This window comes from Pseudaeromonas sp. HNCC25DJ182 (assembly GCF_055413365.1).
Genome location: NZ_JBVAYG010000010.1, coordinates 1 through 22,996, shown reverse-complemented (window position 1 = coordinate 22,996; position 22,996 = coordinate 1). Strand labels below are relative to the sequence as shown.

Here is a 22,996-nt window from a genome sequence, read left to right as displayed (position 1 = left end):
GGAGAGCGGCATGCGGCACCTGTTAACGACCAAGGAATTCAACCAGGAAGAGTTGCTGGAACTGATCCAGCTGGGACGTGCCATGAAGGCCAATCCAGCCGGATTCCGCGCCAGCCTGGCGAACAAGAGCATAGTCACCCTGTTCGAGAAACCCTCCCTGCGTACCCGGGTGACCTTTGACATCGGGATCCATCGCCTCGGTGGACATGCCGTCTATCTGGATCAACAAAATGGCGCCATGGGCTCTCGGGAAACCGTCAAGGATTTCGCGGGTAACCTGTCCCGCTGGTGCGAAGGCATAGTGGCGCGGGTCTATGACCACAAGACTCTGCTGGAGTTGCGGCAACATGCGACCGTACCGGTCATCAACTCGCTGTGTAATCTCTACCATCCTTGCCAGGCGCTGGCTGACTTCATGACCATCGCCGAGAACTATGAGGATTTGGCCAAGGTGAAACTGGCCTATCTGGGGGATGGTAACAACGTGGCTCACTCGCTGCTGATTACCGGTGCTATTCTGGGTACCGATGTGACTGTGGTTGCGCCGAAGGGCTGCGGTCCGGATGCCCAGATCTTCAATGAAGCCGCGGAGCTGGCTAAATTGACTGGCGCGCGTCTGGCCGTCACCGATAGTGTTCAGGATATTGTCGGTTTCGATGTGGCCTATACCGATACCTGGGTTTCCATGGGTGACAATACCCCGCTGGAAGCGGTAAAAGATAAATTCATGCCCTACCAGATCAATCAGGGGCTGCTGGATAACACCGGGATCCGCCATGTGCTGCATTGCCAGCCTGCGCACCGGGAAATGGAAATTACATCTGACGTCATGGATGGCCCGGCCTCCCTCATCCTGGATGAGGCAGAAAACCGGATGCACGCGCAAAACGCTGTCCTGCACACACTGATCAATCAAGGAGACAAATAATGGAAGGCATCAACAAGGTTGTACTGGCTTACTCGGGCGGTCTGGATACTTCGGCCATAGTGCCTTGGCTGAAAGAAAACTATAACTGCGAAGTGATCTGCTTCGTTGCCGACGTAGGGCAGGGTGCTGATGATTTGGAAGGGGTCGAGCAGAAAGCCATCGCTTCCGGTGCCTCCAAGTGTATCGTCAAGGATCTGAAAGAAGAGTTCGTCAAAGACTACGTCTACCCGACTCTGAAGACCGGGGCCATCTACGAAGGCACCTACCTGCTGGGTACTTCCATGGCTCGTCCGGTGATCGCCAAGGCCATGGTCGAAGCGGCCATTGCTGAAGGTGCCGATGCTATCGCCCACGGTTGTACTGGCAAGGGTAACGATCAGGTGCGTTTTGAAGGCGCAGTTGCCGCTCTGGCTCCGCAGCTCAAGGTGATTGCTCCATGGCGGATTTGGACCATGCGCTCCCGTGAAGAGCTGCTGAATTACCTCTCCGAGCGTAATATTCCGTGCAAGGCCTCCATCACCAAGATCTACAGCCGTGATGCCAACGCCTGGCACATCTCCACCGAAGGTGGCGAGCTGGAAAGTACCTGGAACGAAGCGTCTGAAGCCGTATGGCAGTGGACTGTCTCTCCGGAGCAGGCACCGGATCAGGCCGAATATGTGAAGCTGACCGTCGCCAATGGCGAAGTAGTCGCCGTTGATGATCAGGCGCTGAGCCCCTATGAAGTCCTGGTGACCTTGAACGAACGCGCCTCCAAGCACGGCGTCGGCCGTATCGATATCACCGAAAACCGTCTGGTCGGCATGAAGTCCCGTGGTTGCTACGAGACTCCGGGCGGTACCGTCATGATGGCTGCGCTGCGCGCCGTGGAAGAGCTGGTGCTGGATAAGACCACCCGCGCCTGGCGTGAGAAGCTGGGGGCCGAGTTCTCCCATCTGGTGTACGACGGTCGCTGGTTCACGCCGCTGTGCAAGGCCATTGTGGCTTCAGCCGATGCCATCGCCGAAGATCTGTGCGGTGAAGTGGTGCTGAAGATGTACAAGGGCTCCGTGAATGCAGTACAGAAGCGCTCGGCCAACAGCCTCTACTCCGAAGACTTCGCCACCTTCGGCGCCGATGAAGTGTACGACCAGAGCCATGCCGAAGGCTTTATCCGTCTCTACACCCTGGCCAGCCGTATTCGTGCCTTGAAAGAGCAAAGCAAGAAATAAAGGCGGCATTTGCTGCTGTCGGCTTCCTGCGACTCGAGGTGGTGCAGGAAGCCCTCATTTTCTGACTCCTGCCGTGGCGGGAGTCGTCATTTTATAGCGCAAATTTTGGAGATGAGACCATGGCATTGTGGGGCGGACGTTTCAGTCAGGCAGCCGATACCCGGTTCAAACAGTTCAATGATTCCCTGCGGTTTGATTATCGCCTGGCGGAACAGGATATCATCGGCTCTGTGGGCTGGTCGCGGGCTCTGGTCTCGGTCGGCATTCTCAGCACGGACGAACAAGCGCGCTTGGAACAAGCGCTAACCAGTCTGCTTGCCGAGGTCCAGGCTGATCCGGAGCAAATTCTGCAATCTGATGCCGAAGACATCCACTCCTGGGTGGAAGGCAAACTCATCGCACGCGTCGGCGATCTGGGTAAGAAGCTGCATACGGGGCGTTCGCGCAACGATCAGGTTGCCACCGATCTGAAACTCTGGTGCAAGGCTCAGGGTCAGGTGCTGTTGAATTCAATCCATCAGCTGCAGCAGGCTCTGGTGGCTGCGGCCCGGGTGCACCAAAGCGCCGTATTGCCCGGCTACACTCACCTGCAGCGGGCGCAACCCGTGACCTTCTCCCACTGGGCGCTGGCTTATGTCGAGATGCTGGAGCGGGACTTCAGCCGCTTGCAGGATGCGCTGGCGCGGTTAAATCTGAGCCCGCTGGGCTGCGGCGCTCTGGCGGGCACTGCTTATGCCATCGACCGCGAGGCACTGGCGCTGGATCTGGGGTTTGCCGGGGCTACCCGCAACAGTCTGGATTCGGTTTCGGATCGGGATCATGTGGTCGAACTGATGAACTGTGCCAGCCTCTCCATGGTCCATCTGTCACGCTTTGCCGAAGATCTCATCTTCTTTAATACCGGCGAGGCTGGATTTGTTGAGCTCTCCGATAAGGTAACCTCGGGATCCTCTCTGATGCCACAGAAGAAGAATCCTGATGCCCTGGAGCTAATCCGTGGCAAAGCCGGTCGGGTCGTAGGTGCGCAGATGGGCATGATGATGACCCTCAAGGCCCTGCCATTGGCCTATAACAAGGACATGCAGGAAGACAAGGAAGGCTTGTTTGATGCGCTGGACTCCTGGCATGACTGTCTGGATATGGCTTGTCTGGTGCTTGAGGATATCAAGGTGAATCAGGCGCGCACTCTGGCGGCGGCACAGGGCGGCTATGCCAATGCCACCGAGTTGGCCGACTATCTGGTGGCCAAAGGTATCCCGTTCCGTGAAGCGCACCATATCGTTGGGGAAACAGTGGTCTATGCTATCCAGGTGGCTAAGCCGCTCGAAGAGCTGGCCCTGCCTGAATTCCAGCAGTTCAGCCCTGTGGTGGCCGAGGATGTGTACCCTATTCTTTCCCTGGAGTCGACGCTGGCCAAGCGTGTGGCCAAGGGGGGGGTTGCCCCGGAGCAGATCGATGGCGCCTTGGTCTACATGGAGCAGCATCTGGCACAACGAAACGTCTGAGAAAGTTTCGATTTGGTCAGAAACTAACGGCTGTTTGTTGTTGAGCGAATCTGTTTGCGGGGTCTGATGGACCCCGTATTTTTGTCCATTGGCCAGCAGGATAGATAATAGACAAAAAAGCAGAATTACCCTTGCAAGAGTCAGGTTGATCCGTATAATACGCGGGCTTGTCAATCTGACAGCAGAGCCAACAGGCTCGGTTCAAACGGCTTGCCGGATGAACCACACAGTCTCCCCGATTTGGGGAGAAACGTTATGAAACGACCTCCGGGGCCAATATGGGTTCTTCGGGCGGTTTGTTTTATGTTCTTTTATCCATTTGGAGCTCTGGTAAATGCAGAACCAAAGAATTCGCATCCGCCTGAAGGCGTTTGATCACCGCTTGATCGACCAGTCTACTGCGGAAATCGTCGAAACTGCTAAGCGCACTGGCGCTCAGGTACGCGGCCCGATTCCGCTGCCGACGCGCAAAGAGCGCTTCACCGTACTGATTTCTCCACACGTGAATAAAGACGCACGTGATCAGTATGAAATCCGCACTCACAAGCGTCTGGTTGACATCGTTGAACCGACTGACAAGACCGTTGACGCTCTGATGCGTCTGGATCTGGCAGCTGGCGTCGACGTACAGATTAGCCTGGGTTAATTACGGAATAGAGGTTGATAACAATGACAATCGGTCTTGTAGGTCGCAAGCTGGGTATGACTCGCGTCTTCACTGAAGACGGCGTGTCCATCCCTGTGACTGTTATCGAAGTTGAAGCAAACCGTGTGACTCAGGTTAAGTCTCTGGAAAGCGACGGCTACGTTGCCATCCAGGTTACCACCGGTGCAAAGAAGGCTAATCGCCTGACTGGCGCCGAAGCTGGTCACTTTGCTAAGGCTGGTGTAGATGCTGGTCGTGGTTTGTGGGAATTTCGTCTGAACGAAAGCGAAGTAGCTGACGTTGCTGTCGGTGCTGAGCTGAACGTTGGCGTTTTCGCTGACGTCAAGAAAGTAGACGTTACGGGTACCTCCAAGGGTAAAGGCTTTGCCGGTACTGTAAAGCGCTGGAACTTCCGCACCCAGGACATGACTCACGGTAACTCTCGTTCACACCGTGTACCGGGTTCAATTGGTCAAAACCAATCACCGGGTAAAGTGTTCAAGGGTAAGAAAATGGCCGGTCACCTGGGCAACGAGCGCGTCACCGTGCAGTGCCTGGATGTGGTTCGTGTCGACGTTGAGCGCAATCTGCTGCTGGTTAAAGGCGCAGTTCCAGGCGCAACCAACGGCGATGTGATCGTCAAACCTGCCGTTAAAGCGTAACGTCTGAGGAGATAGTAATGGAATTGGTAATGAAAGACGCCCAAGGCGCTCTTCAAGTTTCCGAAACTACCTTCGGGCGTGAGTTCAACGAAGCCCTGATTCATCAGGTAGTCGTAGCCTACGCCAATGGTGCGCGTCAGGGTACTCGCGCTCAGAAGAGCCGTTCTGAAGTGTCTGGTGGCGGTAAGAAGCCATGGCGTCAGAAGGGTACTGGTCGTGCTCGTGCGGGCAGCATTCGCTCCCCGATCTGGCGTTCAGGTGGCGTGACTTTCGCCGCTCGTCCGCAAGATCACAGCCAGAAGGTAAACAAGAAGATGTACCGCGCCGCTCTGCAGAGCATTCTGTCCGAGCTGGTACGTCAAGAACGTCTGATCGTGGTTGAGCAATTCGCAATCGATGCGCCGAAGACCAAGGATCTGGTTGCCAAGCTGAAGAGCATGGACCTGAAAGACGTGCTGATCGTCACTCCGGAAGTGGATGAGAACCTGTTCCTGGCCGCCCGTAACCTGTACAAGGTTGACGTGCGTGACGTAACTGGCCTCGACCCGGTTAGCCTGATCGCTTTCGACAAGGTATTGATGACTGCTGAAGCAGTGAAGCAAATCGAGGAGATGCTGGCATGATCCGTGAAGAGCGTCTGCTGAAAGTTCTGAAGGCTCCGCACATCTCTGAGAAGAGCACCATGGTGGCTGAAAAGCTGAATACCATCGTGTTCAAGGTTGCCACTGACGCGACCAAAGCGGAAATCAAGGCTGCAGTTGAGAAACTGTTCGAAGTTAAAGTTGAAGCTGTACGCACCCTGAATGTGATGGGTAAGACCAAGCGTACTGGTGCTCGTGTTGGCCGTCGTTCCGATTGGAAGAAAGCCTACGTGACACTGGTTCCTGGTCAAGACATCGACTTCATGGGCGGCGCCGCCGAGTAAGAGGAGTCTTAGCAAATGGCAATTGTAAAATGTAAGCCTACTTCTCCGGGTCGCCGTCACGTCGTCAAGATCGTCACCCCGGAACTGCACAAGGGCAAGCCATTCGCCGCCCTGGTGGAAGAGAAGCGTAAGAGTGGCGGTCGTAACAACAACGGCCGTATCACCACCCGTCATATCGGTGGTGGCCACAAGCAGCATTACCGTCTGGTCGACTTCAAGCGCAACAAGGACGGGATCCCGGCCAAAGTTGAGCGTCTGGAATATGACCCGAACCGCTCCGCGCACATCGCGCTGGTGCTGTACGCAGACGGCGAGCGCCGCTACATCCTGGCTCCCAAGGGCCTGAAAGCCGGCGACCAGATTGCTTCTGGTATCGATGCAGGCATCAAGGTAGGTAACACTCTGCCGATGCGTAACATCCCGGTTGGTACCACTGTCCACGCTATCGAAATGAAGCCGGGCAAGGGTGCTCAGATTGCTCGTTCTGCTGGTGCATTCGCTCAGATCCTGGCCCGTGAAGGTAGCTATGTGACTCTGCGTCTGCGCTCCGGTGAAGTACGTAAAGTGCTGGCCGAGTGCCGCGCCACCATTGGTGAAGTCGGTAACTCCGAGCACATGCTGCGTCAACTGGGTAAGGCTGGTGCCAAGCGCTGGCGCGGTGTTCGTCCGACTGTTCGTGGTATGGCCATGAACCCGGTTGATCACCCGCACGGTGGTGGTGAAGGCCGCAACAAGGGTATGCAACCTGTATCTCCTTGGGGCACGCCGGCTAAGGGTTACAAGACCCGTAAGAACAAGCGCACCGACAAGTACATCGTACGTCGTCGTAACAAGTAATTCTTTTTAAAGAGGAATCACCATGCCACGTTCTCTCAAGAAGGGTCCTTTTATTGACCTGCACTTGCTGAAGAAGGTAGAGAAAGCGGTGGAAAGCGGGGACAAGAAGCCAATTAAGACTTGGTCCCGTCGTTCAATGATCATCCCGAACATGATCGGTTTGACCATCGCTGTCCATAATGGTCGTCAGCACGTACCGGTTTACGTTTCCGATGAAATGATCGGTCACAAGCTGGGTGAGTTTGCGCCAACTCGTACTTATCGCGGTCATGCCGCTGATAAGAAGGCCAAGAAGAAATAAGGGGTAAATGATGGAAGCTATCGCTAAACACCGTTTCGCCCGGACTTCTGCCCAAAAGGCTCGCTTGGTCGCTGACCAAGTGCGTGGTCTGACGGTTGACAAGGCTCTGAACCTGCTGACCTTCAGCCCGCGTAAAGCGGCTGTACTGGTTAAGAAGGTACTGGAATCTGCCATTGCAAATGCCGAGCACAATGAAGGTGCAGACATCGACACGCTGAAGGTTGCCACCATCATGGTTGACGAAGGTCCATCCATGAAGCGCATTCGTCCACGTGCCAAAGGCCGCGCGGACCGTATCCTGAAGCGTACCTCCCACATCACTGTGGTAGTGTCCGACCGCTAAGAGGCTAGGAGATAAGCAATGGGTCAGAAAGTACATCCTAATGGTATTCGCTTAGGAATCACCAAGCCTTTCAATTCGACTTGGTTTGCGAGTACTAAAGACTTCGCAGACAACCTGCACGGCGATTTCCAAGTCCGTCAGTACCTGACCAAGGAACTGAAGGCTGCGTCTGTGTCTCGTATCGTAATCGAGCGTCCGGCCAAGAGCATCCGTGTGACTATTCACACTGCTCGTCCAGGTGTGGTTATCGGTAAGAAAGGTGAAGATGTTGAGAAGCTGCGCAAGTACATCGCCAAGATCACTGGCGTGCCTGCACAGATCAACATTTCCGAAGTGCGTAAGCCTGAACTCGACGGCAAGCTGGTTGCTGATAGCATCAGCTCCCAACTCGAGCGCCGTGTTATGTTCCGTCGTGCCATGAAGCGCGCGGTACAAAACGCCATGCGTCTGGGTGCCAAGGGTATCAAGGTAGAAGTCAGCGGCCGTCTGGGCGGCGCCGAAATCGCGCGTACCGAATGGTACCGTGAAGGTCGCGTGCCCCTGCACACTCTGCGTGCTGACATCGACTACGCTACCTCTGAAGCACATACCACCTACGGCGTCATCGGCGTCAAGGTTTGGATCTTCAAGGGCGAGGTTCTGGGTGGTATCGCAGCTGTTAACGCAGCCGCAGCAGCCGCTCAACAAGAGCCGGCTCCTGCCAAGCCGAAGCGCAAGCCTCGCGGTAAGTAAGGAGATTCGGTAAATGTTGCAACCTAAGCGTACAAAATTCCGTAAAGTCCACAAGGGCCGTAACCGTGGTCTGGCGAATGCCGGCAACGAAGTTTCCTTCGGTTCCTTTGGCCTGAAAGCGGTAACTCGCGGTCAACTGACTGCTCGTCAGATCGAAGCAGCCCGTCGTGCCATGACTCGTGCTGTGAAGCGTCAAGGTAAGATCTGGATCCGTGTATTCCCGGACAAGCCAATTACTGAAAAGCCCCTCGAAGTTCGTATGGGTAAAGGTAAGGGTAACGTGGAATACTGGGTAGCCCTGATCCAGCCTGGTAAGGTCCTGTACGAGATGGACGGTGTGCCTGAAGCCCTGGCTCGTGAAGCGTTCGCCCTGGCGGCCGCTAAACTGTCAGTTAAGACCACTTTCGTAACTCGGACGGTAATGTGATGAAAGCACAAGATCTTCGCCAAAAGAGCGTAGAAGAGCTGAAGGCTGAACTGATCGGTCTGCTGCGTGAGCAGTTCAACCTGCGTATTCAAGCCAGCACTGGTCAACTGTCTCAGACTCATACTCTGAAACTGGTACGTCGCGACATCGCTCGCGTCAAGACTGTTCTGAACGAGAAGGCGGGTGCGTAAATGACCGATAAAATCCGTACTCTGCAAGGCCGTGTCGTTAGCGACAAGATGGACAAGTCCATCACCGTAGCTATCGAGCGCAAGGTAAAACACCCGATCTACGGGAAGATTATCGTGCGTACCACCAAGCTGCACGTACATGACGAAAACAACGAGTGCAAGACTGGTGACCTCGTGGAAATCCGCGAGTGCCGCCCGTTGTCCAAGACCAAGTCCTGGACCCTGGTTGCTGTCGTTGAGAAGGCCTAAGGTCTTCGCCTGATAGGAACGGCCCTACCCGGGCCGTTCTTTTTTTCAACTACCAATCGCGGATCGGCTGTGGTATTATGCCGCGCCTTTAGTGGGCAGCCAGTCCCGAAAGGGAACAGTAGTAAAGTAAAGCGGAGCACTCACATGATCCAAATGCAAAGTATGCTGGACGTCGCCGACAACTCCGGCGCTCGCAGCGTAATGTGTATTAAGGTTCTTGGTGGTTCGCACCGCCGCTACGCCGGTATCGGCGACATCATCAAAGTTTCCATCAAGGAAGCGATTCCTCGCGGTAAAGTGAAGAAGGGTGATGTAGTAAATGCGGTGGTCGTGCGCACCAGAAAAGGCGTTCGCCGTCAGGATGGCTCTGTCATCCGTTTCGACCGCAACGCGGCTGTGCTGTTGAACAACAACCATCAGCCGATCGGTACTCGCATCTTCGGCCCAGTGACTCGTGAACTGCGTACTGAAAAGTTCATGAAGATCGTGTCCCTGGCCCCTGAAGTACTGTAAGGAGTCGAGAAACATGGCAGCTAAAATCCGTCGTGAAGACGAAGTAATTGTTTTGACCGGTAAAGACAAGGGCAAGCGTGGCAAGGTCACTCAAGTCCTGGTTCAGCACGGCAAAGTAGTAGTAGAAGGCGTTAACCTGGTGAAGAAGCATCAGAAGCCGGTTCCGGCTCTGGGCACTGCTGGCGGTATCGTTAGCAAAGAATCCCCGATTGACGTATCCAACGTTGCGATCTTCAACCCTGCTTCTGGCAAGGCGGATCGTGTTGGTTTCCGGATTGAAGATGGCAAGAAAGTACGCTTCTTCAAATCCAATGGTGAACTTGTAAAGTAATTGGAGTTTAACGATGGCGAAACTGCATGATGTTTACAGACAAAAAGTAGCCAAGGAACTGATGACTCAGTTCGGCTACCAGACTGTCATGCAAGTCCCTCGGATCGAAAAGATCACCCTGAATATGGGTGTCGGTGAGGCCTTGGCGGATAAGAAAATCCTGGAAAACGCAGTTGCTGATTTGGCTGCTCTTTCTGGTCAAAAGCCGCTGATCACCAAAGCTCGCAAGTCCGTTGCTGGCTTCAAGATCCGTGAAGGCTACCCGATCGGTTGTAAAGTAACCCTGCGCGGCGAGCGTATGTGGGAGTTCCTGGAGCGTTTGATTTGCATCGCTATGCCCCGTATTCGTGACTTTCGCGGTGTAAGCCCGAAGTCCTTTGACGGTCGTGGCAACTACTCCATGGGCGTACGTGAGCAAATCATCTTCCCCGAAATCGACTACGACAAGGTCGACAAGGTTCGCGGTCTGGATATCACTATCACGACCACTGCGAAGTCCGACGAGGAAGGCCGAGCTCTGCTGGCTGCCTTTAGCTTCCCATTCCGTAAGTAAGGTGTAGGGTTATGGCAAAACTTTCCATGAAAGCACGTGAAGTAAAGCGTGCCAAACTGGTCGAGAAGTTCTTCGAGAAGCGTTCTGCACTGAAGGCGATCATCTCTAACGTAGCTACATCTGATGAAGCTCGTTGGGAAGCTGTGCTCAAGTTGCAACAACTGCCTCGTGATTCCAGTCCGATTCGTCAACGTAATCGTTGCAACATCACTGGTCGTCCGCACGGATACCTGCGCAAGTTTGGTCTGTGCCGCATCAAAGTGCGTGAGCACATGATGAAGGGCGAAATTCCTGGCCTGAAGAAGGCTAGCTGGTAATCGATCACGGGAGTAAGACAAATGAGCATGCAAGATCCGATCGCGGACATGCTGACCCGCATTCGTAACGGTCAGGCCGCAGCGAAAGTTTCGGTTGCTATGCCTTCTTCCAAGCAGAAAGTGGCAATCGCCCAACTGCTGAAAGAAGAAGGTTACATTGCTGACTACAAAGTTAGCGGTGACGTAAAGGCCGAACTCGAAGTTGAATTGAAGTATTTCCAAGGCAAGCCGGTTGTCGAGCTGATTCAGCGCGTTAGCCGTCCTGGTCTGCGTATTTACAAGAAGCGTGGCGAACTGCCGAAGATCATGAATGGTCTGGGTATCGCCGTCGTCTCCACGTCAAAAGGTGTGATGACTGACCGTGCAGCCCGTAAGGCTGGCATGGGCGGTGAGATCATCTGCTACGTAGCCTAAGGAGGTAGGAAAATGTCTCGTGTTGCTAAGGCACCCGTCGCGATTCCTGCCGGCGTAGAAGTAATTCTAAATGGCCAGGAAATTAGTGTTAAAGGCAAGAACGGTACTCTGAAGCGTTCTATCAATGCCGCTGTTGTTATTACCAAGGAAGAGAACGTCCTGAAGTTTGCTCCTGTCGACGGTGTCGTTGGTGCTGATGCTCAGGCCGGTACTGCTCGTGCCCTGGTGAACAACATGGTAATTGGTGTTACCGCTGGCTTCGAGCGCAAGCTCCAGCTGGTAGGCGTAGGCTATCGTGCCCAAGCTAAGGGCAAGACTGTCGGCCTCTCTCTGGGCTTCTCTCACCCGGTCGAGCACGAACTGCCGGAAGGCGTTACTGCTGAATGCCCGACTCAGACTGAAATCGTTCTGAAGAGTGCTGATAAGGCGCTGTTGGGCCAAGTAGCAGCGGACATCCGCGCCTACCGTCGTCCAGAGCCTTACAAGGGCAAGGGTGTACGTTACGCCAATGAAGTCGTACGTACTAAAGAAGCTAAGAAGAAGTAAGGTAACACTATGGACAAGAAAGCAGCTCGTCTCCGTCGTGCTACTAAAGCACGCAAGAAGATGCAGGAACTGGGTGCGACTCGTCTGGTGGTTCACCGTACTCCGCGCCATATCTATGCGCAGGTTATCGCACCGAACGGTTCCGAAGTGTTGGCCTCTGCCTCTACTGTAGAGAAGGCCATCGCTGAGCAAGTTAAATACACTGGTAACGCTGATGCCGCTGCCGTTGTGGGTAAGGCAATCGCTGAACGTGCGTTGGCAAAGGGTGTTACCACCATTTCCTTCGACCGTTCTGGTTTCCAGTACCACGGCCGTGTAGCCGCTCTGGCTACAGCAGCGCGTGAAGCCGGTCTTCAGTTCTAAGGTAGGGGTCGAAAATGTCTAAAGTCGAAACTCAAGCCGGTGATCTGCAAGAGAAGCTCGTCGCAGTAAACCGTGTATCTAAAGTAGTTAAAGGTGGTCGTATTTTCTCCTTCACAGCTCTGACTGTTGTTGGTGATGGTAACGGCCGTGTAGGTTTCGGTTACGGTAAGGCTCGTGAAGTTCCTGCTGCCATTCAAAAGGCAATGGAACAAGCTCGCCGCAACCTGACCAAGGTTGAGCTGAACTCAGGTACCCTGCACCATGCGGTGAATGGTACCCACGCTGGTTCCAACGTGTTCATGAAGCCTGCTTCCCAAGGTACTGGTATCATCGCCGGTGGCGCGATGCGTGCAGTACTGGAAGTGGCTGGCGTACATAACGTGTTGGCTAAGACCTACGGCTCCACCAACCCGATGAACGTGGTTCGCGCTACCATCGACGCTCTGGCTCACATGAAGTCTCCTGAGCAAGTCGCTGCGAAGCGTGGCCTCAGAGTCGATGAAATTCTGGGATAATGCGCCATGGCTAATAAAACTGTAAAAGTAACTCAGACTCGCAGTGCGATCGGTCGTCTGCCGAAGCACAAGGCATCTCTGCGTGGCCTGGGCCTGCGTCGCATTGGTCACACCGTTGAGCTGGAAGATACTCCATGCGTCCGCGGTATGATCAACCAGGTTTTCTACATGGTGAAGGTGGAGGAGTAATCCATGCGTTTAAACACTCTTTCTCCGGCCGCTGGTTCTAAGCCTGAAAAGAAGCGTCGGGGCCGTGGTATCGGTTCTGGCCTGGGCAAGACCTCTGGTCGTGGTCATAAGGGTGCCGGCTCTCGTAAGAGCGGTGGCACTCGCGTCGGATTTGAAGGCGGTCAAATGCCGTTGAAGATCCGTCTGCCGAAGTTCGGTTTCTATTCTCGTAAAGGTGCTGTGACTTCTGAAGTCCGCCTGCACGAAATTGCAGCCGTTGAAGGTGACGTAGTTGACCTGAACACCCTGAAGCAAGCTGGTGTTATCACCAAGAACATCGAGTTTGCTAAAGTCGTGCTTTCTGGCAAAATCGAGCGTCCGGTAACCGTACGTGGTCTGAGCGTCACCAAGGGTGCACGTGCAGCCATCGAAGCCGCAGGCGGCAAGATCGAGGAATAATAAGTACATGGCTAAGAAACCAGGATCAGATGTAAAGGGTGCACAAGGTGGTCTCAGCGAGCTGAAGAGCAGACTGCTGTTCGTGCTCGGTGCCATCATTGTGTTCCGTGCCGGCTCCTATGTGCCGATTCCTGGGATTGATGCCGCCGTACTTGCTGAATTGTTCCAGCAGCAAAAGGGAACCATCATTGAGCTGTTCAACATGTTCAGTGGTGGCGCCCTGTCTCGTGCCTCCATCTTCGCGCTGGGGATCATGCCGTATATTTCGGCATCGATCATCATCCAGCTGTTGACGGTGATTCATCCGGCTTTAGCTGAGCTGAAGAAGGAAGGGGAAACTGGTCGTCGCAAGATTAGCCAGTACACTCGTTACGGCACTTTGTTGTTGGGTACGGTTCAGGCATTCGGTATCGCAACCGGTCTACCAAATATGATGCAAGGTCTGGTCGCAAACCCAGGCTTCGGCTTCTATTTTACGGCTGTGGTTAGTTTGGTCACTGGCACCATGTTCCTGATGTGGTTAGGTGAGCAGATTACCGAGCGCGGTATCGGTAATGGTATCTCGTTGATTATTTTCACGGGTATCATTGCAGGTTTGCCGCATGCGATTGGCGCTACGGCTGAGCAGGCGCGTCAAGGCGAATTGCACATCCTGCTGCTGTTGTTGCTGGCAGTGATTGTATTTGCAGTCACCTACTTTGTAGTGTTTGTGGAGCGTGGACAGCGTCGTATCGTTGTTAACTATGCCAAACGCCAACAGGGTAATCGGGTGTTTGCTGCACAAAGCACTCACTTGCCGCTGAAGCTCAACATGGCCGGTGTTATTCCTGCGATCTTCGCATCCAGCATTATTCTGTTCCCGGGGACGATTGCGTCCTGGTTTGGGCAGGGTAACTCATGGGTAGCCAACTTGCTGCAAGAAGTCTCTATGACCTTGCAACCTGGGCAGCCGCTCTATGAATTGCTGTATGCTGCGGCCATCATTTTCTTTAGTTTCTTCTATACCGCGCTGGTGTTTAACCCACGCGAGACAGCAGATAACTTGAAGAAAAGTGGCGCGTTTATTCCCGGTATTCGTCCGGGTGAACAGACTGCGAGGTTCATTGATAAGGTGATGACTCGTCTGACATTGGCAGGCGCTCTGTACATTACATTTATCTGTCTCGTGCCCCAGTTCCTGATGACGATGTGGAACGTCCAGTTCTATTTCGGCGGCACCTCGCTGCTGATTATTGTCGTGGTTATCATGGACTTCATGGCTCAGGTACAGACCCATATGATGTCTCATCAGTATGGTGATGTTCTGAGAAAAGCTAATCTGAAAGGCTACGGCCGGTAAGACTAGTTTCACAGTTACGCGGAGTTAAGCAATGAAAGTACGTGCTTCCGTTAAGGCCATCTGCCGTAACTGCAAGATCATCAAGCGTCACGGTGTGGTGCGTGTGATCTGCAGCGAGCCTAAGCATAAACAGCGTCAAGGCTAATAAATTTACGGTTGGTACTTGAAAAAAAAAGTTAGGCTGGCTAAATTAGCCAGCCAACTTTTGTTGTGCACTATGACGGCCGCCATGTATCCGGAACGGGCTTTATGGCGGTCAACAATATATTTAGCTTTAGGAGTGGGATAGTGGCCCGTATCGCTGGCATTAACATTCCTGACCATAAGCATGCAGTCATCGCTTTGACTGCGATTTATGGCATTGGTAATACCCGCGCAAAATCAATTTGCGCAGATGCAGGTATTGCCGAGGATGTGAAGATCAAGGATCTGGACGAAGCTCAGATCGAAAAACTGCGTGAGCAAGTTGCCAAGTTTACTGTTGAAGGTGACCTGCGTCGCGAGATTTCCATGAACATCAAGCGCTTGATGGATCTCGGTTGCTACCGTGGTCTGCGTCACCGTCGTGGCCTGCCAGTTCGTGGACAACGCACCAAAACTAACGCGCGTACCCGTAAGGGTCCTCGTAAGCCGATTAAGAAGTAAGCGGGAAGGTGTAGAAAATGGCAAAAGCTCCGACTCGTGCTCGCAAGCGCGTTAGAAAGCAAGTAAGCGATGGTATCGCTCACGTTCATGCATCTTTTAACAACACGATCGTAACCATTACTGACCGTCAAGGTAATGCTCTTTCATGGGCTACTGCAGGTGGTTCTGGTTTCCGTGGTTCTCGTAAGTCTACTCCGTTCGCTGCTCAGGTTGCTGCTGAACGTGCTGGCGAAATTGCCAAAGAGTATGGCGTTAAGAACCTGGAAGTCATGGTGAAGGGCCCAGGTCCTGGCCGTGAGTCGTCAATCCGTGCTCTGAATGCGGCTGGTTTCCGCATTACTAACATCACAGATGTGACTCCGATCCCGCATAACGGTTGTCGTCCTCCCAAGAAGCGCCGCGTGTAACTGAGCCTCTTGGTATAGGATTGTTGGAGAAAGAACATGGCAAGATATATCGGTCCTAAGCTGAAGCTTAGCCGTCGTGAGGGCACTGACCTGTTCCTGAAGTCAGGCGTTCGCGCGATTGACTCAAAGTGCAAAATTGATACTGCGCCTGGTCAACATGGTGCGCGCAAGCCGCGTCTGTCTGACTACGGTGTTCAGCTGCGTGAGAAGCAGAAAGTTCGTCGTATTTACGGCATTCTGGAAAAGCAGTTCCGCACGTACTACCGCGAAGCTGCCCGTCAGAAGGGTAATACCGGCGAAAACCTGTTGCAGCTGCTGGAAGGTCGTTTGGACAACGTCGTTTACCGTATGGGCTTTGGTGCTACCCGTGCCGAATGCCGTCAATTGGTAAGCCACAAAGCCATTGTTGTTAATGGTCGCGTTGTTAACATTCCTTCTTACCAGGTTTCTCCTGAAGACGTTATCACTGTTCGCGAGAAGGCGAAGAAACAAGCTCGTATCAAGGCCGCATTGGACTTGTCTACGCAGCGTGAAAAGCCGACTTGGGTTGAAGTTGACGCAGATAAGATGGAAGGCGTTTACAAGCGTCTGCCGGAACGTTCTGATCTGTCCGCCGACATTAATGAACAGCTGATCGTCGAGCTTTACTCCAAGTAAGGCTAGCTTCTAAGAGAGGACATAATGCTGGGTTCTGTAACAGATTTTCTTAAGCCACGCCTCGTTGATATTGAACAACTGAGTCAGACTCACGCGAAAGTGACGCTTGAGCCGCTGGAACGTGGTTTTGGTCACACCCTGGGCAATGCGCTGCGCCGCATTCTCCTTTCTTCCATGCCGGGTTGTGCAGTCACGGAGGTCGAGATCGACGGCGTACTGCATGAGTACAGCAGCAAGGAAGGTGTACAGGAGGATATCCTTGAGATCCTGCTCAACCTGAAAGGCATTGCTGTGCGCTTGGAAGGCAAGGATGAGGTTACCCTATCTTTGACCAAGTCTGGTGCGGGCCCTGTTACTGCAGGCGACGTCATTCATGGTGATGACGTCGTTATTCTCAACCCGAATCACGTGATTTGTCACCTGACCGGCGCTCATGCTGAAATCAGTATGCGTCTGAAGGTGCAGCGTGGCCGTGGTTATGTACCTGCATCTGCTCGCGTCCACAGCGATGATGAAGAACGTCCAATTGGCCGTCTTCTGCTGGATGCCGCGTTCAGTCCTGTAGTTCGCATTGCTTACAATGTCGAAGCTGCACGTGTCGAGCAGCGTACTGACCTGGACAAGTTGGTTATCGATATGGAGACCAACGGCACACTGGATCCTGAAGAAGCAATCCGGCGCGCAGCTACTATTCTGGCTGAGCAACTGGAAGCCTTCGTGGACCTGCGTGATGTCAGCGTGCCCGAGAAGAAGGAAGAGAAGCCGGAGTTTGATCCGATCCTGCTGCGTCCTGTCGACGATCTGGAACTGACAGTTCGTTCTGCGAACTGCCTGAAGGCTGAAGCCATCCATTACATTGGTGATCTGGTGCAGCGTACCGAAGTCGAGCTTCTCAAGACTCCGAACCTCGGTAAGAAGTCCCTGACTGAAATCAAGGACGTCTTGGCCTCCCGTGGTCTTTCTCTGGGCATGCGCCTCGAGAATTGGCCGCCCGCCAGCCTCGCTGATGAGTAATCCAGATTACGGGTCTCACAGATTAAGTTAGAAGGATAAGGTCATGCGCCATCGTATGAGTGGTCGTCAACTGAACCGGAATAGCAGCCATCGTCAGGCTATGTTCCGTAACATGGCCAGCTCCCTGGTTCGTCATGAAATCATCAAGACGACTCTGCCTAAGGCAAAAGAGCTGCGTCGTGTAGTTGAACCTCTGATTACACTCGCCAAGATTGACAGTGTTGCTAACCGTCGTCTGGCATTTGCCCGCACTCGCGATAGCGAAGTTGTTGGCAAGCTGTTCACCGAATTGGGTCCGCGCTACCTGGAGCGTGCTGGTGGTTACACCCGCATTCTCAAGTGTGGTTTGCGTGCCGGTGACAAGGCTCCTATGGCTTATATTGAGCTGGTAGGTCGCCCTGCAGCCGCTGAGGCTGTCAGCGTAGAAGAGTAATTTACTCTTCTCTTATGAAAAGCCGGGGATTACCCCGGCTTTTTGTTTTTGTGCTTCGCTATGGTTTATTTTCTATCCCTCGCGATACCGCCTTCCCAATCACACAACTTTTGGGAATCTGTTGGACATTAAAAAATTCTAAAAAAATACCGGCGCCAAGGCCGGTATCAGTAAGACATGGTGGGCTGAGTTAGCCTTCGAGCGCTTCCTTCAGACGCTTCAGCGCGTTCTTCTCCAGCTGGCGAACACGCTCTGCTGATACGGAGTACAGATCAGCTAACTCCTGTAGTGTTGCTTTGTTTTCATCCAACCAGCGGCGCTTCACAATATGCTGGCTTCTTTCATCAAGGCGCAACAATGCTTGTCCCAGCTTGTTTTCGGCATGATGTTCCCAGTTATCGCTTTCAAACGTGGCAGCCAGATCCGAGTTTTTATCTTCCAGATAATGAACTGGGGCGTAGGCGACACCCTCGCCATCTTCATCGTCATAGCCATCATAGGCCACGTCATGGCCGCTCATGCGCGCTTCCATTTCGACCACTTCTTGCGGCGTGACGCCCAAGTCATCAGCTACCGCACGGATCTCTTCGCCGCTGAACCAGCCTAAGTGTTTTTTAGATTTACGCAGATTAAAAAATAGTTTCCGCTGCGCCTTGGTGGTCGCAATTTTAACCATGCGCCAGTTCCGCAGCACAAATTCGTGAATTTCCGATTTAATCCAGTGCACGGCAAAGGAGACCAAGCGAACGCCGATACCGGGATCGAAGCGCTTAACTGCCTTCATCAGGCCAATATTACCTTCTTGCACCAGGTCGGCTTGCGGCAAGCCGTAGCCGGCGTAGCTACGAGCGATATGAACCACAAAGCGCAGATGGGACATAACCAATAAACGCGCAGCCTCAAGATCGCCCTGCTGCTGCAAGCGCTCTGCCAGTTCACGTTCCTCATCAGCCGTCAGCACCGGAATGCTGTTTACCGCCTGAATATACCCTTCCAGACTACCCTGGGGGACTAGAAACATGGATTGTTGAATAGCTGTCGTCATCGTTAACCTCTTTACCTGTTCCTGCGGACTGTATCACACCGCTCGGTGGCGATAAACGTCTGGATCCGTCACCAGGATCATCTTATATACATAAAAAAGGGGGAAACTTTCAAGTTTCCCCCTGAAAAAAGCATGTTGGTGAATGCACGTCTCTAGCCCGTCAAACATGCCCCCGAGTTGATGGTTTGTAACCATCGGCTCGAGTTTAACCCTCGATACTCAGAGTGTCAGAATCAGGAAAAAGTTCCGCAAAAATAATCACAGATCGTGCCTGTCTCACACTCATAAGCGATTCTGATTTGAAAAATCTAACCGGGTTCAATTTCCCGGATATGGCGATAGACAGAAAACCATGCGGCACCCATGCCTAACAGCACACTGAGTCCAAGAAGGCTTAATCCCTCATCAGCGGTCAAGCCGACCAGCCGGAACGAGCTTTCGTACAACGATGCCAATTCAACGACTACGCGCTCACTCCAGAGCATGAGCACTTCACACAACCACCAGGCTAGCAAGCCGCCGATAAAACCATACCAGAGACCGAGATATAGATAGGGGCGATAGATGAAACTATCGGTAGCTCCCACCAATTTCATGACCTCAATCTCGGCTCGGCGTCCGAGAATATTCAGGCGCAGGGTATTGGCCACCGTTAGCAATACGCCCAGCAGCAGCAACGTGGTGATACCTTGAATAGAATGTCGTAGCAGGCTGACGATGCCATCCAACCGCTCCAGCCACTGCATATCCAACTTGCCCTGTTCGACTTCCCTCTCCTGGATCAGCTTGGCTAGTAATTCCTGAGCTCCTTGAGCCGTACGATACTGCGGCTGCGGGGTCACCTCCAGAACCGGAGGTAGAGGGTTATCGCTTAGGTAATCCATGGCACCGCTAAATCCCGACAAAGCGCCAAACTCGGCCATCCCCTGGGCCGGCGAGATATAGCGGACGGCGGCAACCTCCGGCAAGGCTTTGATGCGTTCACTTAAGGTCAAGGCTGCTTTGTCGTCGCTGGCTTTATGCAGATAGAGAGTGATCTGGGTGCCACTCTGCCACTGCTGGCTGACGAGCTCCGCATTCTTCAGTACTAGGTAGAGGGTTGCTGGTAGTGCCAGGCTAATGCCGATCACGGCTATGGTCATCAAGGAGGTCAGCGGGGCAAACCAGATCCCGGCCACGGCCCGACGCGCCTCTTGCAGGTGATGGTAGAAGAACAGTGACAGGGTACGGGATACGTTCGAGGTGTGGCGCTTACGCTTCATTGCGATCTCCAGAGACTTGATCACCCGTCAGCCGCCCCTCGCAGAGGGTTAGTGTGCGGCAGCCACTGGCGCGGATCAGCCCTTGATCATGGGAGGCAATGAGTACCGTGACTCCGACATCATTGAATTCGGCAAATAGCTGCATGATATCGGCTGCCAGTTGCGCATCCAGGTTACCAGTGGGCTCATCCGCCAATAACAGCGGTGGGGTATTTACGATGGCACGAGCGATGCCGACCCGTTGCTGTTCGCCCCCGGAGAGCATCAATGGCAGATAACCGGACTTGTCATGGAGACCGACTTTGTCCAGCGCGGCCGAGACGCGTTTTTGTGCCTCGGCGGGAGTGAAGCCATCGATGATCAGCGGTAGGGCTACGTTGTCGTATACGGTGCGATCCATCAGCAGGCGGTGATCCTGAAAGATCATGCCGATCTGGCGGCGAATATAGGGGATATCACTGCGGGAGATGCGGCTAACATCATGGCCATGGAAGCTGATGCGTCCGGCGCTGGGGCGCTCCATGACCCCGATCAGTTTTAACAGGGTACTTTTCCCTGCGCCGGAATGGCCAGTGAGAAATGCCATTTCGCCCTTCTGCAGATGAAAGCTGATTTTCTGCAAGGCTTGGTGGCCACCCGGATAGTGCTTGCTGACCTGTTCGAAACGAATCATGGGCTAGTTTGATTCCCGGCTAAACAATGCTTCGATAAAATCATCGGCCTGGAACGGGCGCAAATCTTCAATGCTTTCGCCCACGCCGATGTAGCGGATTGGAATGCCGAACTTGTCAGCCACTGCGAAGATGATGCCGCCCTTCGCGGTGCCATCCAGTTTGGTCAGAGTGATACCGGTAATGCCAACGGCTTCATCAAATAACTTCGCTTGGCTGAGGGCATTCTGACCGGTTCCGGCATCCAGCGTCAGCATCACTTCGTGAGGCGCTTCTACATCCAACTTCTTCATCACGCGGACGATTTTTTTCAGTTCTTCCATCAGATGGGCTTTGTTCTGCAAACGGCCAGCGGTATCGGCGATCAGCACATCCACGTTCCGAGCCCGTGCCGCCTGGAGGGCGTCAAAAATCACCGATGCCGAGTCCGCTCCGGTGTGCTGGGCAATGACCGGTATCTGATTGCGTTGTCCCCACACCTGGAGCTGCTCGACGGCGGCGGCGCGGAAGGTATCTCCAGCCGCCAGCATCACGCTTTTACCCTCCTGCTGGAAGCGCTTGGCCAACTTGCCGATGGTGGTGGTTTTGCCGACGCCGTTGACCCCGACCATCAAGATGACGTGAGGACGCTTGCTACCGTCGATGACAAGGGGCTGATCGACCGGCTTGAGAATGTTGGCCATCTCCTGTTTCAACAGGTCGTAGAGGGCTTCTGCATCCTTGAGTTGACGGAATGAGGCTTGTTCGGTCAGGTTGCGGATGATGCGCGATGCGGTCTCGACGCCCAAATCAGCGGTCAGAAGCTGGGTTTCCAACTCCTCAAACAGATCATCATCCAGTTTTTTGCCGCGGAACAGGGCCAGGAAACCAGCCCCGATATTCTCCCGGGTGCGCATCAGTCCCTGCACCAGACGGCCAAAGAATCCTGCAGTCTTGGGTTTATTCTGGGTCTCAGCCTGCGAAGGAGCTGTTGCTTCGAGAGTAACTACTTCCGTTTCCGTCTCAGCCGCGAATATCGTACTGGCTTCGGCTTCGGCTTCGGCTTCGGCTTCGGCTTCGGCTTCGGCTTCAGTTTCAGGCTGTGGCTCGGCTCCCCCGATGGCATAGGGCTCTGCATCCTGGATTGCTTCAGTAGCTGTGCTAGCTCCGGCGCTGGAGTTACCCACCTCAGTGACTGGTGATGAATCGAGCTCGACCGCCTCGGGCGCTGCGTCGACGGGGGATGCTGTGTCATCGGCCGAACGGCCGAGACCTAGCCACGACAGGAAACCTTTCTTTGCCATTACAACTTACTCACTCACAGTGGGGCTGCTAGAATGGCAACCCCTTGGTCGGTATAGGATGGATCAATAGACGCCTATACTATCACTATATTCCGGTGAAGAAACGCGATGCCCCGAAGCAACCCCAAGCCTGCTCCTCGTCCCCAAAGCGGGAGTGGTCGCAGTGGCTTTATCCGCCTGATCAGTGGTCAATGGAAAGGCCGCAAACTCCCCGTGCGTGAAGTCGAAGGTCTGCGCCCGACCACGGACCGCATCAAGGAGACACTGTTCAACTGGTTGGCCGCCGAGGTGCGGGACAGCCGTTGCCTCGATTTGTTTGCCGGCAGTGGCAGCCTGGGATTTGAAGCACTCTCTCGCTATGCTCGCCATGTCACCATGGTGGAGATGGATAGAGGGGCTGCCCAGCAGTTGAGCAAGAACCTGTCGACGTTACAGAGTCAGCAAGCGACCATTATCCAGCGGGATGCTTTGTCGCTGCTGGCGGAGCCTGGTGAGCCGTTCGATATCATTTTTCTGGATCCACCCTTCCGCCGGGATCTGCTGGACACTGTTTGTCAGCGTCTGGAGTCGGGCGGCTGGTTGAGCGATGACGCGCTGATTTATATCGAACGTGAACGGGAGGGGCGCGCGCCGCAGCTGCCGACCAATTGGCACTTGCTGAAGGATAAACAGGCCGGACAAGTGTGTTATCAGCTTTACCAACGGGAGAGTACTGCACCATGAAGATTGTATTGTGGTTGGCCAAATTGATTGTGCTTGGCTTCTGGGTTGGTGCCGTCTATTTCACCTTTATCCATCCACTGCCGGGTAAAATCAGTACCCTGATCCCGGCGTTTGCCGTGCTGATGTTGCTGGTTCATGGCATACAAGCGGCTTTGTTGACCTTGATTGCCAAGGGGCTGATCCCGCTGAGCGCCAAGCACTATGTTTCAGTGCTGTTATTTGGTTTTTTCACCATGCTGGAGTTGCGCGAACAGTTGTTCAAAGCGGCTCAGGCTCAGAGTGAGGCTCTACAGGCGCGCAAGAAAGATCAGCCATAGAGCTGAAATCATTCATGCGCTTTGGACGCTTGGAATTGAAACGAAAAAAAGCCAGTCGATAGAC

36 protein-coding genes and 1 pseudogene are annotated in these 22,996 nt (G+C 53.8%); 33 read left to right on the top strand and 4 right to left on the bottom strand.

The window, feature by feature from the left end; all coding sequences use genetic code 11:
• Positions 1-10: 10 nt before the first annotated feature.
• The 31 genes from ACZYUB_RS09635 (at position 11) to rplQ (ending at position 17,631) form a co-directional block, all read left to right on the top strand.
• Positions 11-928, top strand: coding sequence for an ornithine carbamoyltransferase (locus ACZYUB_RS09635; RefSeq protein WP_463947434.1), 918 nt, complete (start codon positions 11-13; stop codon positions 926-928).
• Positions 928-2,139: an argininosuccinate synthase gene (locus ACZYUB_RS09630; protein ID WP_463947432.1), complete on the top strand. Its 1,212-nt coding sequence runs from the start codon at positions 928-930 to the stop codon at positions 2,137-2,139. The genes ACZYUB_RS09635 and ACZYUB_RS09630 overlap by 1 nt, the downstream gene beginning before the upstream one ends.
• A gap of 119 nt (positions 2,140-2,258) precedes the next feature.
• Positions 2,259-3,644: an argininosuccinate lyase gene (gene argH, locus ACZYUB_RS09625; protein WP_463947431.1), complete on the top strand. Its 1,386-nt coding sequence runs from the start codon at positions 2,259-2,261 to the stop codon at positions 3,642-3,644.
• A gap of 334 nt (positions 3,645-3,978) precedes the next feature.
• A complete protein-coding gene (gene rpsJ / locus ACZYUB_RS09620; RefSeq protein WP_005307944.1) occupies positions 3,979-4,290 on the top strand; it encodes a 30S ribosomal protein S10 in 312 nt (103 codons plus the stop codon).
• A 23-nt stretch (positions 4,291-4,313) separates the two neighbouring features.
• A complete protein-coding gene (rplC, locus tag ACZYUB_RS09615) occupies positions 4,314-4,952 on the top strand; it encodes a 50S ribosomal protein L3 (RefSeq protein WP_463947429.1) in 639 nt (212 codons plus the stop codon).
• Between the two features lie 17 nt (positions 4,953-4,969).
• Entirely contained in the window at positions 4,970-5,575 is a 606-nt protein-coding gene (rplD, locus tag ACZYUB_RS09610) for a 50S ribosomal protein L4 (RefSeq protein WP_463889620.1), read from the top strand.
• Entirely contained in the window at positions 5,572-5,877 is a 306-nt protein-coding gene (gene rplW, locus ACZYUB_RS09605; protein WP_460885163.1) for a 50S ribosomal protein L23, read from the top strand. The genes rplD and rplW overlap by 4 nt, the downstream gene beginning before the upstream one ends.
• Positions 5,878-5,892: 15 nt before the next feature.
• On the top strand, positions 5,893-6,714 hold the full coding sequence (rplB, locus tag ACZYUB_RS09600; RefSeq protein WP_460885164.1) for a 50S ribosomal protein L2: 822 nt from the start codon (positions 5,893-5,895) through the stop codon (positions 6,712-6,714).
• A gap of 22 nt (positions 6,715-6,736) precedes the next feature.
• Positions 6,737-7,015 (top strand): 30S ribosomal protein S19, encoded by a 279-nt coding sequence (gene rpsS, locus ACZYUB_RS09595; protein ID WP_377150763.1) that lies wholly within the window; start codon positions 6,737-6,739, stop codon positions 7,013-7,015.
• A gap of 10 nt (positions 7,016-7,025) precedes the next feature.
• A complete protein-coding gene (gene rplV / locus ACZYUB_RS09590; RefSeq protein ID WP_460885165.1) occupies positions 7,026-7,358 on the top strand; it encodes a 50S ribosomal protein L22 in 333 nt (110 codons plus the stop codon).
• 18 nt (positions 7,359-7,376) lie between these two features.
• Positions 7,377-8,090 (top strand): 30S ribosomal protein S3, encoded by a 714-nt coding sequence (gene rpsC, locus ACZYUB_RS09585; RefSeq protein ID WP_460885166.1) that lies wholly within the window; start codon positions 7,377-7,379, stop codon positions 8,088-8,090.
• A 13-nt stretch (positions 8,091-8,103) separates the two neighbouring features.
• Positions 8,104-8,517 carry a 50S ribosomal protein L16 gene (gene rplP / locus ACZYUB_RS09580; protein WP_460885167.1) on the top strand — a complete coding sequence of 138 codons (414 nt, stop codon included), beginning with the start codon at positions 8,104-8,106 and terminating at the stop codon, positions 8,515-8,517.
• Complete coding sequence (gene rpmC, locus ACZYUB_RS09575; protein WP_460885168.1) at positions 8,517-8,708, top strand: 50S ribosomal protein L29; 192 nt, start codon at positions 8,517-8,519, stop codon at positions 8,706-8,708. The genes rplP and rpmC overlap by 1 nt, the downstream gene beginning before the upstream one ends.
• Positions 8,709-8,957: a 30S ribosomal protein S17 gene (gene rpsQ, locus ACZYUB_RS09570; RefSeq protein ID WP_460885169.1), complete on the top strand. Its 249-nt coding sequence runs from the start codon at positions 8,709-8,711 to the stop codon at positions 8,955-8,957.
• A gap of 144 nt (positions 8,958-9,101) precedes the next feature.
• The gene (gene rplN / locus ACZYUB_RS09565; protein WP_460885170.1) at positions 9,102-9,470 is read left to right on the top strand and encodes a 50S ribosomal protein L14; all 369 of its coding nucleotides are present in this window, start codon (positions 9,102-9,104) and stop codon (positions 9,468-9,470) included.
• 13 nt (positions 9,471-9,483) lie between these two features.
• The gene (gene rplX, locus ACZYUB_RS09560; protein ID WP_463947426.1) at positions 9,484-9,801 is read left to right on the top strand and encodes a 50S ribosomal protein L24; all 318 of its coding nucleotides are present in this window, start codon (positions 9,484-9,486) and stop codon (positions 9,799-9,801) included.
• A 13-nt stretch (positions 9,802-9,814) separates the two neighbouring features.
• Positions 9,815-10,354 carry a 50S ribosomal protein L5 gene (gene rplE / locus ACZYUB_RS09555; RefSeq protein WP_463947425.1) on the top strand — a complete coding sequence of 180 codons (540 nt, stop codon included), beginning with the start codon at positions 9,815-9,817 and terminating at the stop codon, positions 10,352-10,354.
• 11 nt (positions 10,355-10,365) lie between these two features.
• Positions 10,366-10,671, top strand: coding sequence for a 30S ribosomal protein S14 (gene rpsN / locus ACZYUB_RS09550; RefSeq protein WP_460885173.1), 306 nt, complete (start codon positions 10,366-10,368; stop codon positions 10,669-10,671).
• 21 nt (positions 10,672-10,692) lie between these two features.
• A complete protein-coding gene (gene rpsH, locus ACZYUB_RS09545) occupies positions 10,693-11,085 on the top strand; it encodes a 30S ribosomal protein S8 (protein ID WP_463947422.1) in 393 nt (130 codons plus the stop codon).
• Between the two features lie 12 nt (positions 11,086-11,097).
• Positions 11,098-11,631, top strand: coding sequence for a 50S ribosomal protein L6 (gene rplF / locus ACZYUB_RS09540; protein WP_463947420.1), 534 nt, complete (start codon positions 11,098-11,100; stop codon positions 11,629-11,631).
• A gap of 9 nt (positions 11,632-11,640) precedes the next feature.
• Complete coding sequence (gene rplR, locus ACZYUB_RS09535; protein ID WP_460885176.1) at positions 11,641-11,994, top strand: 50S ribosomal protein L18; 354 nt, start codon at positions 11,641-11,643, stop codon at positions 11,992-11,994.
• A 14-nt stretch (positions 11,995-12,008) separates the two neighbouring features.
• Positions 12,009-12,509 (top strand): 30S ribosomal protein S5, encoded by a 501-nt coding sequence (gene rpsE / locus ACZYUB_RS09530; RefSeq protein WP_460885177.1) that lies wholly within the window; start codon positions 12,009-12,011, stop codon positions 12,507-12,509.
• A 6-nt stretch (positions 12,510-12,515) separates the two neighbouring features.
• The gene (gene rpmD, locus ACZYUB_RS09525; protein WP_460885178.1) at positions 12,516-12,698 is read left to right on the top strand and encodes a 50S ribosomal protein L30; all 183 of its coding nucleotides are present in this window, start codon (positions 12,516-12,518) and stop codon (positions 12,696-12,698) included.
• Between the two features lie 3 nt (positions 12,699-12,701).
• Positions 12,702-13,136 (top strand): 50S ribosomal protein L15, encoded by a 435-nt coding sequence (rplO, locus tag ACZYUB_RS09520; protein WP_460885179.1) that lies wholly within the window; start codon positions 12,702-12,704, stop codon positions 13,134-13,136.
• A gap of 7 nt (positions 13,137-13,143) precedes the next feature.
• Complete coding sequence (gene secY, locus ACZYUB_RS09515; protein WP_463947418.1) at positions 13,144-14,475, top strand: preprotein translocase subunit SecY; 1,332 nt, start codon at positions 13,144-13,146, stop codon at positions 14,473-14,475.
• A 31-nt stretch (positions 14,476-14,506) separates the two neighbouring features.
• The gene (gene rpmJ, locus ACZYUB_RS09510; RefSeq protein ID WP_005319705.1) at positions 14,507-14,620 is read left to right on the top strand and encodes a 50S ribosomal protein L36; all 114 of its coding nucleotides are present in this window, start codon (positions 14,507-14,509) and stop codon (positions 14,618-14,620) included.
• 143 nt (positions 14,621-14,763) lie between these two features.
• Entirely contained in the window at positions 14,764-15,120 is a 357-nt protein-coding gene (gene rpsM, locus ACZYUB_RS09505) for a 30S ribosomal protein S13 (RefSeq protein WP_460885181.1), read from the top strand.
• 17 nt (positions 15,121-15,137) lie between these two features.
• Positions 15,138-15,527: a 30S ribosomal protein S11 gene (gene rpsK / locus ACZYUB_RS09500; RefSeq protein ID WP_012728351.1), complete on the top strand. Its 390-nt coding sequence runs from the start codon at positions 15,138-15,140 to the stop codon at positions 15,525-15,527.
• 36 nt (positions 15,528-15,563) lie between these two features.
• Positions 15,564-16,184: a 30S ribosomal protein S4 gene (gene rpsD, locus ACZYUB_RS09495; RefSeq protein WP_460885182.1), complete on the top strand. Its 621-nt coding sequence runs from the start codon at positions 15,564-15,566 to the stop codon at positions 16,182-16,184.
• A 24-nt stretch (positions 16,185-16,208) separates the two neighbouring features.
• Positions 16,209-17,198, top strand: coding sequence for a DNA-directed RNA polymerase subunit alpha (locus tag ACZYUB_RS09490; protein WP_460885183.1), 990 nt, complete (start codon positions 16,209-16,211; stop codon positions 17,196-17,198).
• Between the two features lie 43 nt (positions 17,199-17,241).
• Positions 17,242-17,631, top strand: a complete 390-nt coding sequence (gene rplQ / locus ACZYUB_RS09485) for a 50S ribosomal protein L17 (protein WP_460885184.1) — start codon at positions 17,242-17,244, stop codon at positions 17,629-17,631.
• Positions 17,632-17,821: 190 nt separating this feature from the next.
• Here the strand turns inward: rplQ and rpoH are convergent, their stop codons facing one another.
• The 4 genes and pseudogenes from rpoH to ftsY all read right to left on the bottom strand — a co-directional run.
• The gene (gene rpoH, locus ACZYUB_RS09480) at positions 17,822-18,676 is read right to left on the bottom strand and encodes an RNA polymerase sigma factor RpoH (RefSeq protein WP_463947415.1); all 855 of its coding nucleotides are present in this window, start codon (positions 18,674-18,676) and stop codon (positions 17,822-17,824) included.
• A 308-nt stretch (positions 18,677-18,984) separates the two neighbouring features.
• The gene (gene ftsX / locus ACZYUB_RS09475) at positions 18,985-19,938 is read right to left on the bottom strand and encodes a permease-like cell division protein FtsX (protein WP_463947413.1); all 954 of its coding nucleotides are present in this window, start codon (positions 19,936-19,938) and stop codon (positions 18,985-18,987) included.
• Positions 19,928-20,611 (bottom strand): cell division ATP-binding protein FtsE, encoded by a 684-nt coding sequence (ftsE, locus tag ACZYUB_RS09470; RefSeq protein ID WP_463947411.1) that lies wholly within the window; start codon positions 20,609-20,611, stop codon positions 19,928-19,930. Before ftsE ends, ftsX begins: the two co-directional genes overlap by 11 nt.
• Positions 20,612-20,614: 3 nt before the next feature.
• Positions 20,615-21,559: pseudogene (gene ftsY / locus ACZYUB_RS09465) on the bottom strand (signal recognition particle-docking protein FtsY); the annotation flags it as partial.
• Positions 21,560-22,000: 441 nt separating this feature from the next.
• On the opposite strand from ftsY, the gene rsmD reads away from it, so the two are divergent.
• Together rsmD and ACZYUB_RS09455 are read left to right on the top strand one after the other, a co-directional pair.
• A complete protein-coding gene (gene rsmD / locus ACZYUB_RS09460) occupies positions 22,001-22,615 on the top strand; it encodes a 16S rRNA (guanine(966)-N(2))-methyltransferase RsmD (protein ID WP_463947409.1) in 615 nt (204 codons plus the stop codon).
• Positions 22,612-22,932: a DUF1145 domain-containing protein gene (locus tag ACZYUB_RS09455; RefSeq protein WP_463947407.1), complete on the top strand. Its 321-nt coding sequence runs from the start codon at positions 22,612-22,614 to the stop codon at positions 22,930-22,932. The genes rsmD and ACZYUB_RS09455 overlap by 4 nt, the downstream gene beginning before the upstream one ends.
• The last annotated feature ends 64 nt before the right edge of the window (positions 22,933-22,996 follow it).

Coding starts and splice junctions, on each gene's coding strand:
- ACZYUB_RS09635 (WP_463947434.1), top strand. CDS start 11: ATGCGGCACCTGTTAACGACCAAGGAATTCAACCAGGAAGAGTTGCTG.
- ACZYUB_RS09630 (WP_463947432.1), top strand. CDS start 928: ATGGAAGGCATCAACAAGGTTGTACTGGCTTACTCGGGCGGTCTGGAT.
- argH (WP_463947431.1), top strand. CDS start 2,259: ATGGCATTGTGGGGCGGACGTTTCAGTCAGGCAGCCGATACCCGGTTC.
- rpsJ (WP_005307944.1), top strand. CDS start 3,979: ATGCAGAACCAAAGAATTCGCATCCGCCTGAAGGCGTTTGATCACCGC.
- rplC (WP_463947429.1), top strand. CDS start 4,314: ATGACAATCGGTCTTGTAGGTCGCAAGCTGGGTATGACTCGCGTCTTC.
- rplD (WP_463889620.1), top strand. CDS start 4,970: ATGGAATTGGTAATGAAAGACGCCCAAGGCGCTCTTCAAGTTTCCGAA.
- rplW (WP_460885163.1), top strand. CDS start 5,572: ATGATCCGTGAAGAGCGTCTGCTGAAAGTTCTGAAGGCTCCGCACATC.
- rplB (WP_460885164.1), top strand. CDS start 5,893: ATGGCAATTGTAAAATGTAAGCCTACTTCTCCGGGTCGCCGTCACGTC.
- rpsS (WP_377150763.1), top strand. CDS start 6,737: ATGCCACGTTCTCTCAAGAAGGGTCCTTTTATTGACCTGCACTTGCTG.
- rplV (WP_460885165.1), top strand. CDS start 7,026: ATGGAAGCTATCGCTAAACACCGTTTCGCCCGGACTTCTGCCCAAAAG.
- rpsC (WP_460885166.1), top strand. CDS start 7,377: ATGGGTCAGAAAGTACATCCTAATGGTATTCGCTTAGGAATCACCAAG.
- rplP (WP_460885167.1), top strand. CDS start 8,104: ATGTTGCAACCTAAGCGTACAAAATTCCGTAAAGTCCACAAGGGCCGT.
- rpmC (WP_460885168.1), top strand. CDS start 8,517: ATGAAAGCACAAGATCTTCGCCAAAAGAGCGTAGAAGAGCTGAAGGCT.
- rpsQ (WP_460885169.1), top strand. CDS start 8,709: ATGACCGATAAAATCCGTACTCTGCAAGGCCGTGTCGTTAGCGACAAG.
- rplN (WP_460885170.1), top strand. CDS start 9,102: ATGATCCAAATGCAAAGTATGCTGGACGTCGCCGACAACTCCGGCGCT.
- rplX (WP_463947426.1), top strand. CDS start 9,484: ATGGCAGCTAAAATCCGTCGTGAAGACGAAGTAATTGTTTTGACCGGT.
- rplE (WP_463947425.1), top strand. CDS start 9,815: ATGGCGAAACTGCATGATGTTTACAGACAAAAAGTAGCCAAGGAACTG.
- rpsN (WP_460885173.1), top strand. CDS start 10,366: ATGGCAAAACTTTCCATGAAAGCACGTGAAGTAAAGCGTGCCAAACTG.
- rpsH (WP_463947422.1), top strand. CDS start 10,693: ATGAGCATGCAAGATCCGATCGCGGACATGCTGACCCGCATTCGTAAC.
- rplF (WP_463947420.1), top strand. CDS start 11,098: ATGTCTCGTGTTGCTAAGGCACCCGTCGCGATTCCTGCCGGCGTAGAA.
- rplR (WP_460885176.1), top strand. CDS start 11,641: ATGGACAAGAAAGCAGCTCGTCTCCGTCGTGCTACTAAAGCACGCAAG.
- rpsE (WP_460885177.1), top strand. CDS start 12,009: ATGTCTAAAGTCGAAACTCAAGCCGGTGATCTGCAAGAGAAGCTCGTC.
- rpmD (WP_460885178.1), top strand. CDS start 12,516: ATGGCTAATAAAACTGTAAAAGTAACTCAGACTCGCAGTGCGATCGGT.
- rplO (WP_460885179.1), top strand. CDS start 12,702: ATGCGTTTAAACACTCTTTCTCCGGCCGCTGGTTCTAAGCCTGAAAAG.
- secY (WP_463947418.1), top strand. CDS start 13,144: ATGGCTAAGAAACCAGGATCAGATGTAAAGGGTGCACAAGGTGGTCTC.
- rpmJ (WP_005319705.1), top strand. CDS start 14,507: ATGAAAGTACGTGCTTCCGTTAAGGCCATCTGCCGTAACTGCAAGATC.
- rpsK (WP_012728351.1), top strand. CDS start 15,138: ATGGCAAAAGCTCCGACTCGTGCTCGCAAGCGCGTTAGAAAGCAAGTA.
- rpsD (WP_460885182.1), top strand. CDS start 15,564: ATGGCAAGATATATCGGTCCTAAGCTGAAGCTTAGCCGTCGTGAGGGC.
- ACZYUB_RS09490 (WP_460885183.1), top strand. CDS start 16,209: ATGCTGGGTTCTGTAACAGATTTTCTTAAGCCACGCCTCGTTGATATT.
- rplQ (WP_460885184.1), top strand. CDS start 17,242: ATGCGCCATCGTATGAGTGGTCGTCAACTGAACCGGAATAGCAGCCAT.
- rpoH (WP_463947415.1), bottom strand. CDS start 18,676: ATGACGACAGCTATTCAACAATCCATGTTTCTAGTCCCCCAGGGTAGT.
- ftsX (WP_463947413.1), bottom strand. CDS start 19,938: ATGAAGCGTAAGCGCCACACCTCGAACGTATCCCGTACCCTGTCACTG.
- ftsE (WP_463947411.1), bottom strand. CDS start 20,611: ATGATTCGTTTCGAACAGGTCAGCAAGCACTATCCGGGTGGCCACCAA.
- rsmD (WP_463947409.1), top strand. CDS start 22,001: ATGCCCCGAAGCAACCCCAAGCCTGCTCCTCGTCCCCAAAGCGGGAGT.
- ACZYUB_RS09455 (WP_463947407.1), top strand. CDS start 22,612: ATGAAGATTGTATTGTGGTTGGCCAAATTGATTGTGCTTGGCTTCTGG.